The following is a 7338-nucleotide window of genomic DNA, read 5'->3' on the forward strand; positions in this document are numbered from 1 at the left end:
TCGAGGTGAGCGCGGTGGCCGCGGGCGGCGCGGGGGGGGGGGGGGGGGGGGTGTTTGGGGGCCGGGCCCCCCCCCCCCCCCCCGCGGGGGGGGGGGGGGGGGGGGGGGGCCCCCCCCCCCCCCCCCCGCAGCGGACCGGACTCAGGCCGGCTGCTTCGCGGACTTGGCGATGGTGTCCAGGTAGAGCTCCTCGAAGTACTGCGCCAGGATCGTCTGGTGCTCGCGGAGATACCGCTTGAACGCGGCGATATCGTCCTGGCTGCGGAGCAGATACCGGACGGCCGCCCACACCTCGCCGGGGTGGTCGTCGTTGATATCGGTGTGCGAGTGGTTGATCTGGCCGCCGATATTGGTTTCGCCGACCGACCCCTTCAGCGCCTGCAGCTTCTTGGGCTCCAGTTTCACGTTCACGTACTCGACCAGGTAGGAGTACGCCACCACGCCGAGCGGACCCTCATGATCGAGGAGGTAGGAGAAGTAGCCGGTCAGCAGCTTGGTCGACAGGTAGGGCTCGGTGGCCAGGAACTGCTCGCGCGAGACACCCACCTTCGCCAGGTCGTCGATGAACAGTTCGTCGTGGAGCATCTCCTCCTGCTCGTAGTTGGCCCAGACCTGCGCCGCCTCCGGGCTGCGCTTGGCGACCTCGACCAGCGCCTTGGCCTCGGCCACCCGCAAAAGCCGGATGCGCCAGGCGGTTTCGATGAGATTGCGCTTGTAGTACGCGGAGTCGACGTTCTTGCCCTCGAGGTGCGCGGCCTCAGGGACGTTGGCGTACCACTGCACGACCTGCTCGTCGAGCTGCTTGTCGATCTCGGCGCGCAGCTGGGCCGCGGCGGCCGCATTCAGGAACGGGGTGCGGTCCCCATAGCCGGCGTTGATCACGCGGTTCGGCATTGATGTCACCTTTCTTTGTGTTTGCTCGGACGTTCAGTGCGAGCAGTTCAGAGGTCGGTCGCGGGGCGAACGGTCGCGTCGCCGCGCAGCCGGCACTGGCAGGCCAGGCGGTAGTTACCGCCCGTCCGGCCGAGATCTTCGAGGAAGTCGAGCTCGTCGTCGTCGGGTTCGCCGAGGGCGCCGAGGCCCTCGAGCACCTCGACGACGCAGGCACCGCACGCTCCGGAACGGCATCCGAAGGGGATGAGTCGCTGCGGGGTCTCGTATTCGACTTCGGTCAGGGGGGATCCTGCGGGCAGCAGGACCTCGGTTCCCGTCGGGAGGATGGTCAGTTTCCTCAGGGTCATGGCAACGCCGCGACGTCGCGGTGGGTGGAGTACTCCGGCGCGAGGCGGGCGGCGGGACGCAGCTCGACCGCCGCGTGGTTCACCGCGGTCGCCGCGTCGCCGAAGCCCACGGTGATGAGCGGGACGCGACCCTCGTAGGTACAGATGTCGCTGATCGCGTACACCCGCGGCAGATTCGTCCGCATCGCCCGGTCGACCGCGATCTGCTGATTCGCCATCTCGAGCCCCCACTCGGCGATCGGACCCAGGTTGGTGATGAACCCCAGTGCCGCGACGAGAGCCTGTGCGGGCAGCGTCAATTCGTCGTCGCCGGTTCGCACGCACACCTGTTCCAACCGTTGCGCGCCGTGACAGGCCGTCACCTGGGCATCGGTCAGCACGCGAATATCGGCCGCGTACATCTGCTTGACGCTGTGCTCATGGGCGCGGAAGGCCGAGCGCCGATGGACGACGGTGACGGACCGGGCGATCGGCTCGAGGGCGAGGGCCCAATCGACCGCACTGTCGCTGCCGCCCACGATCACCACGTCACGGTCCCGATGCTCGTCGAGGCGCGGCACGTGATGCGCCACGCCACGCCCCTGGTAAGTCCCCAGGCAGGGCAGCGTGCGCGGGACCGAACGGCCGAGTCCGGCCGCGATCACGACGGCCCGGGCGCGAACGCGTCCGCCGTCCTCCAGCCCGATCGTCCAGCCCGCTGCCTCGTCCGGTGTCAGGGAGGCCGCCGTCCGGCCGAGCAGATAGTGCGGATCGAACGGCGCGACCTGGGCAACCAGGTTGTCGATCAGTTCTCGGCCGCGCACGGCCACATGACCGGCGACGTCATAGATCTTCTTCTCCGGATACAGGGCCGCGATCTGACCGCCCGGCTCCGACAGCGCGTCGACGATCGCACTGGAAAGCCCTCGAAATCCCGCGCAATAGGCGGCGTACAGGCCGGCCGGACCCGCTCCGACGACGGCCACATCGACTGTCGTCTCCATTCGATTGCCCGCTTGATTCATCGTGAACTCCAGGCCTTTGATTTGACGTTCATTTGCGCCGTTCGGCGCTTTTCGTGCGGATATGAATACCGCAGAGGATTAATTATCGATCGAGGAAACAATGTCGCCGATCATGATTTCATCATTCAAGGATTCGGCCATGTCGTCAAGAAGAGGATTTTAAACTCCGACCCGTTCTCGGAAGCCGAACGTAATTCATCATGCCGGGATTCGGTCGTATCGTCAAGAAATGGGTCGAAACTCGATCCGGAACTTATATATGGTTCGGACGAAGGCTCAGTCCCGCATCGACCGCCGTTGATTGAAGCGTGTCGCGAGTTCCTGCCATGCCTGCACACTCGCCGCCGCGAGTTCGGCAACGGGACCGAGACAATGGTCCGGCAGGTCCGCGATGAGGCGCTCGTATTCCTCGGTGTCCATCGAGGCCACGGCCAGGATGCTCAGTAATACGCGGCCGGATTGGGTGAATCGGAGCGACGGGTCGGCCCGGAGCGTACGCAGTATCGCCTCCGGATCGGCCGGGCGATCGCGGCGCCGCCGCACGGCCTTGCCGCGGGACGGGCCCGAACCCTGTGCGGGAGGAGCGATTTCCGGGCTCGGCACCGTCGCCCCGGTCTGCCCTCGTAGCCGATCGCGGACGTCTCGTACCGTGCCCGTGGAGACCCCGGCGGCCGCGCTCACCTCACGCAGCGACAGGTTCGGATCCCGCTCGAGGATCTCCTTGGCGAGCTTGCGGCCCGAAGCGGTGCTCACGGGCCGCCTTCGACCGTCGCGACCGATTCTGGTCTGCCCTGGAGGCTGTCCGGCCTTCTCCCGCAACGCGGCAACCGTCTTGTGCGACAGCCCGGCGACCGACGCGATCGCCCGGTCCGACCATGCCGCGTGCGCGCACAGAATGCGTCGAGCGGCCTCCTTCCGGTCGGCCAGCGACAGTGGCAGCCCGTGCCGGACGTTCGAGCGGACCGCCAGCACGAACGCGCTCTGGTCGTCTCCGTCGAAGAAACGGGCCTTGATCGTCGGCTCGCCCCGCAGTTGGGCGGCGCGAACACGGTGTACCCCGTCGATCACCCGGTTCGTACCCCGCTGAACGATGATCGGCGGCAGCTCTGCTCCCGACTCCGCCAAGGTCCGCGTGTGCTCACTGTCCTCGCCCGCCGACCGAGGCGAAAACGACAGGACGAGTTCCGCGATGGGAACCCAGTGGACGTCCACACCGCGGCCCTCACCACACGCCTGGACGTCCTCGAACTGCAGCAGTTGGGTTTCCGTGTCCGGTCTGCGAGTGCGGATCGCTTCGCTGTTCGCCACGTCGATAGCCCCCTCAGGTGCCCCCGGGCCCCTCCCAACCAGGAGGAGCATGCTTTGATCCCATGATCCGATGACGCGCCCCAAACGATGCCAGAAACCATGTGTGCGCAAAACTTCTTTCCGGAAAGATCGAGTTCAGAAACCCTTTATCGCCCACCGATCTCGCATTCATGGCCACCCGGCCACTGTGTAAGTGGGAATTACCCCCAGTTGCACAGCGGGCAACGGACCGCTCGTCGGCGCCGAAAGGCATGCAGTCAGAATTCGGGGCTTGTGCCGCTGCGGCAATGATGTTTGCACGTCGGAGCCATCTCCGGTCGTGACGCATCATCAAGCGGCGCACGGGAATCCTTGTCGCTCGGCGATCTTGGCAGGCACTGTTCAAAATGCGATGATCGAGCTAACTTGATCTACCGGAGAACCGCTGGGGAATTCCTTTCGATACCCGAGCCACTGCATGACAAATCACCGCATAACATTTCATGGAGGAGTTATCGTGTCTCTCTCGCGTCCCAGCCTGGTCGGCTCCGACATCGCGGATTCCTCGCCGACATCAGGACTCCTGGGAGATGCCGCCGAACGCACGACCGCGGCCCAGCCCTTCGATCCGCACGACTGGAGATCCGTCCGTGCGCAGTTCCTGCTCTCGCCCGAGCTCGCGCACCTGTCGAATTTCTATATTGCCTCGAACCCGACTCCCGTGCGCGATGCGCTCGCACGATACCGGAACGCGTTCGACGAGAATCCGCACGGCTTCCTCGACGACAACATGTTCCGCCGCGATGAGGACATGCTCTGGCGCACGGTATGTGCCGCCGCCGCCGAATACGTCGGTGGGCACCCCGACGAAATCGCCCTCACCAACAGCACCACACACGGACTCGCTCTGACCTACAACGGCCTGCGCCTGAAACCGGGCCAGGAGGTTCTGACCACGACCCACGAGTTCTACCCGCATTACGAATCAATACGCCTGGCCACCGAGAAATGGGGCGCGAGCATGCGCCAGATCTCGCTCTACGATTCGTCTCCGGACTTCTCCGTGGACGAGGCCATCGCACGGATCCGCGCCGCCGTGCGCCCCAATACCCGGGTCTTCGGCGTCGCCTGGGTCCATTCCAACACGGGCGTGCGGCTACCGATGACCAAGATCGCGGCCGCCATCGCGGATCTGAATCGCACTCGCGAAGAATCGGATCGCATCCTGCTGGTGGTCGACGGAGTCCATGGTTTCGGCGTCGCGGACGAGGACGTCGCGAAGATGGGCTGCGACTTCTTCTCCGCCGGCACACACAAGTGGATCCTCGGACCGCGCGGCACCGGAATCATGTGGGCGAAGCCCGAGAATTGGGCGCTTCTGCAGCCGACGATTCCCAGCCTGATGACCAAGGAGACATCGGCCGCCTGGCGCCAGAACCGCCAGCCGGTCGGCCCGACCCAAGGACCGTGGGTCAGCCCCGGCGGCTTCGCCGCATACGAACACCAGTGGGCCGCCGCCGAAGCCTTCCACTTCATCCGCCAGATCGGCCGCAAACGAATCCAGGACCGAATTCTGGAACTGAACGGCCAGATCAAAGAGGGCCTGTCCCGCATGAAACACGTCACGCTGCATACACCGCTCGATCCCGAACTGTCCGCAGGCATCGTCACTTTCGATGTACAGGGCTACAACCCCCAGGACGTGACCCAAATCCTCCGCGACAATCAGATCATCGCCAGCACCACACCGTACGCGGAGCCCCGTGTGCGCCTATCCGCCGGAATCGTCAACTTCCCGGAGGAAATCGACAAGACCTTGACCGTCATACGATCACTGGCGTGACAATCCAGTTCGCCCACCCCGCCCCGGCGGCCGGGGTGGGCGAACCCTCACAATCTCGTATCCCACCAGGGGGATCCTCAGTGAATACATCACCCACCTCCGCACCTACCGCGATACCCGGCGTCATGGACGGAACACTGACAATGGCCCGAGACACAGACGGCAACATCTCCGTCCAAATCATTCTCGGCCACGAGCCCGACAGCCACAGCATCGAAGTAATCCTGACCTCCGAATACATCGCGGATCTCCCCCGAGCAATATCGGACACCAACAACCCCTGCGAATTCCATATCCCCTGTTTGGTCGGATTACGGCTCAACACATTGTGACTCGGGTTATCCGCGACATTGTCGGCGCTTATATGCCGGATTGGTCGACGCTGATCTTCTCGACAGAGGAACCACGCACCGTCCCCGGGCCACAGCAGGGTCGGTGACTACATGAACAGCGTCCGTGCCATGACGTGGCCCCCGATGCCGCTGGCATCACGGACGGTGTCGCCACGGCGAGCCACCCCGGGGCTTCGAACGCTATCCGCATACCACGCATCTGATCCGTATCCGCCTGGCAGAGAAGTGCAGCTCCGCTATAGAGAGGCGTTGGGGCACAGCCGCTTTGACTTGCGATGACCGGGTCGATGCGTTCGGGCACCGCCATGCCCCGATCGGTGGACAATGAAGTAAAGCAGGCCCGGCGTGGTGCCGATCCGAGTGGGGAGCGCGACATGTCCGACGAAACGAACCCGGCCCCCGAGACAACCCCCAAGGTGGACCTGAAGGCGAAAAAAGCCACCATCAGCCCACCCGAAAACCTTGACCTCTCGAATGAGGTCCCCCTCGACGGTTCGGCCACGATCGAGGTCAAGTACCTCTAACCGCAGTCGGCGTCGCGCTGAACGTCGGTAAGACCCACTAACAAGAGGCTGCGATGAAGATGTGGCAATGCGTTGTCTGTGGATTGGTCTACAACGAGGCTGACGGGTGGCCGGACGATGGCATCGCGCCTGGCACGCGATGGCAGGACGTACCGGAAGATTGGCTCTGCCCGGATTCCGGCACCGGGAAGATGGACTTCGAGATGATCGAGATTGGTTGAGTCGGCCCTGATCGGCTGGTGACAGATACCGTGATCAAGTGACAGATACGGCGTCCAGTCACAGTCATAAGCTCGCCACCTCGACACAGTCCGAACCGGCTAGTATTCGAAAGTATGTTCGAGGAATGGTTAGATGACTTCGACCCGCCGTCTCATCGCAAGTACGACCCTCCGAAGCCGGTGCTGGTCGATCTCGCTGCTGCCTTACTCACCAAGCCGTCCGGCCCTTTCGGCCGCGACAAGATCCCCCTGCGGGTGAAGGCGGGTGGCTTGGACCTGACTGGCACGTACCTGGGCGACTGCACGCCGCAGCGCGGGTCGATGACGGGTCGGGGCTCGGTTATGGACAGGGTTTGGCGTTGGCCAGTTGACGGCTCGTCGACAATTGCGCCTCCTCAGACCAAAGTCTCCGGAAACCTCAAGGCCGGGCCTCCGGAAAGCGGCCTCTCAGCCGCTTCGGTCGACGATCGTGAGATCGGTACCCCTCGCCAACTCGCAAACTCCACACGAAGCGTAGTAGCCCCCGATGTCGGCAAGTAGCGTCACGGTCGATGGCAGGTCGGTTTCAGGCGCACTATCGGTGGGGCGAAAAGTCAGTATCTGCCGATTCAAAAGGATATGATCGCGAACGGTCGGCAGAGACCGCTGTTACGACGGACTCTGCGAGAGTACTTGCACAAGAGCATTTGCGGACTTATCACCAGTTTTATTTTGCCCGCGGTCAGTGCCCGGTCTTGAAACAGGAACATCGACAGAGGATCCGTGCGACGACTTCCTGGAGGTATCTATGGCATGGCGTGAGGTATCCGAACGGGGGCGGACGACAGTGTTCAATTCGATCGCTCTCGCTGTTCCTACCTGTCTT

At 63.9% G+C, this 7338-nt stretch carries 9 protein-coding genes; 5 read left to right on the forward strand and 4 right to left on the reverse strand.

What is annotated here, in order from left to right; all coding sequences use genetic code 11:
- Positions 1-141: 141 nt before the first annotated feature.
- The 4 genes from ACIA76_RS43375 to ACIA76_RS43390 all read right to left on the reverse strand — a co-directional run bounded on the left by ACIA76_RS43375 (position 142) and on the right by ACIA76_RS43390 (position 3553).
- Positions 142-894, reverse strand: a complete 753-nt coding sequence (locus ACIA76_RS43375) for a hypothetical protein (protein WP_397161381.1) — start codon at positions 892-894, stop codon at positions 142-144.
- 47 nt (positions 895-941) lie between these two features.
- A complete protein-coding gene (locus tag ACIA76_RS43380) occupies positions 942-1241 on the reverse strand; it encodes a 2Fe-2S iron-sulfur cluster-binding protein (protein ID WP_397161382.1) in 300 nt (99 codons plus the stop codon).
- The gene (locus ACIA76_RS43385; protein WP_397161384.1) at positions 1238-2224 is read right to left on the reverse strand and encodes an NAD(P)/FAD-dependent oxidoreductase; all 987 of its coding nucleotides are present in this window, start codon (positions 2222-2224) and stop codon (positions 1238-1240) included. The genes ACIA76_RS43380 and ACIA76_RS43385 overlap by 4 nt, the downstream gene beginning before the upstream one ends.
- A 297-nt stretch (positions 2225-2521) precedes the next feature.
- Complete coding sequence (locus ACIA76_RS43390) at positions 2522-3553, reverse strand: ParB/RepB/Spo0J family partition protein (RefSeq protein ID WP_397161386.1); 1032 nt, start codon at positions 3551-3553, stop codon at positions 2522-2524.
- 496 nt (positions 3554-4049) lie between these two features.
- Between ACIA76_RS43390 and ACIA76_RS43395 the strand changes: the two genes are divergently transcribed.
- The 5 genes from ACIA76_RS43395 (at position 4050) to ACIA76_RS43415 (ending at position 7013) form a co-directional block, all read left to right on the forward strand.
- Positions 4050-5375, forward strand: a complete 1326-nt coding sequence (locus ACIA76_RS43395; protein ID WP_397161388.1) for an aminotransferase class V-fold PLP-dependent enzyme — start codon at positions 4050-4052, stop codon at positions 5373-5375.
- A 143-nt stretch (positions 5376-5518) separates the two neighbouring features.
- On the forward strand, positions 5519-5707 hold the full coding sequence (locus tag ACIA76_RS43400) for a hypothetical protein (protein WP_397161390.1): 189 nt from the start codon (positions 5519-5521) through the stop codon (positions 5705-5707).
- 308 nt (positions 5708-6015) lie between these two features.
- Entirely contained in the window at positions 6016-6252 is a 237-nt protein-coding gene (locus ACIA76_RS43405; RefSeq protein WP_397161392.1) for a hypothetical protein, read from the forward strand.
- Positions 6253-6305: 53 nt separating this feature from the next.
- Positions 6306-6473 carry a rubredoxin gene (locus tag ACIA76_RS43410; protein WP_397161394.1) on the forward strand — a complete coding sequence of 56 codons (168 nt, stop codon included), beginning with the start codon at positions 6306-6308 and terminating at the stop codon, positions 6471-6473.
- Positions 6474-6587: 114 nt separating this feature from the next.
- On the forward strand, positions 6588-7013 hold the full coding sequence (locus tag ACIA76_RS43415) for a hypothetical protein (RefSeq protein ID WP_397161395.1): 426 nt from the start codon (positions 6588-6590) through the stop codon (positions 7011-7013).
- Positions 7014-7338: the final 325 nt, after the last annotated feature.

Origin of the sequence: Nocardia sp. NPDC051570 (assembly GCF_044454005.1) — a bacterium.
Taxonomy (GTDB): domain Bacteria; phylum Actinomycetota; class Actinomycetes; order Mycobacteriales; family Mycobacteriaceae; genus Nocardia.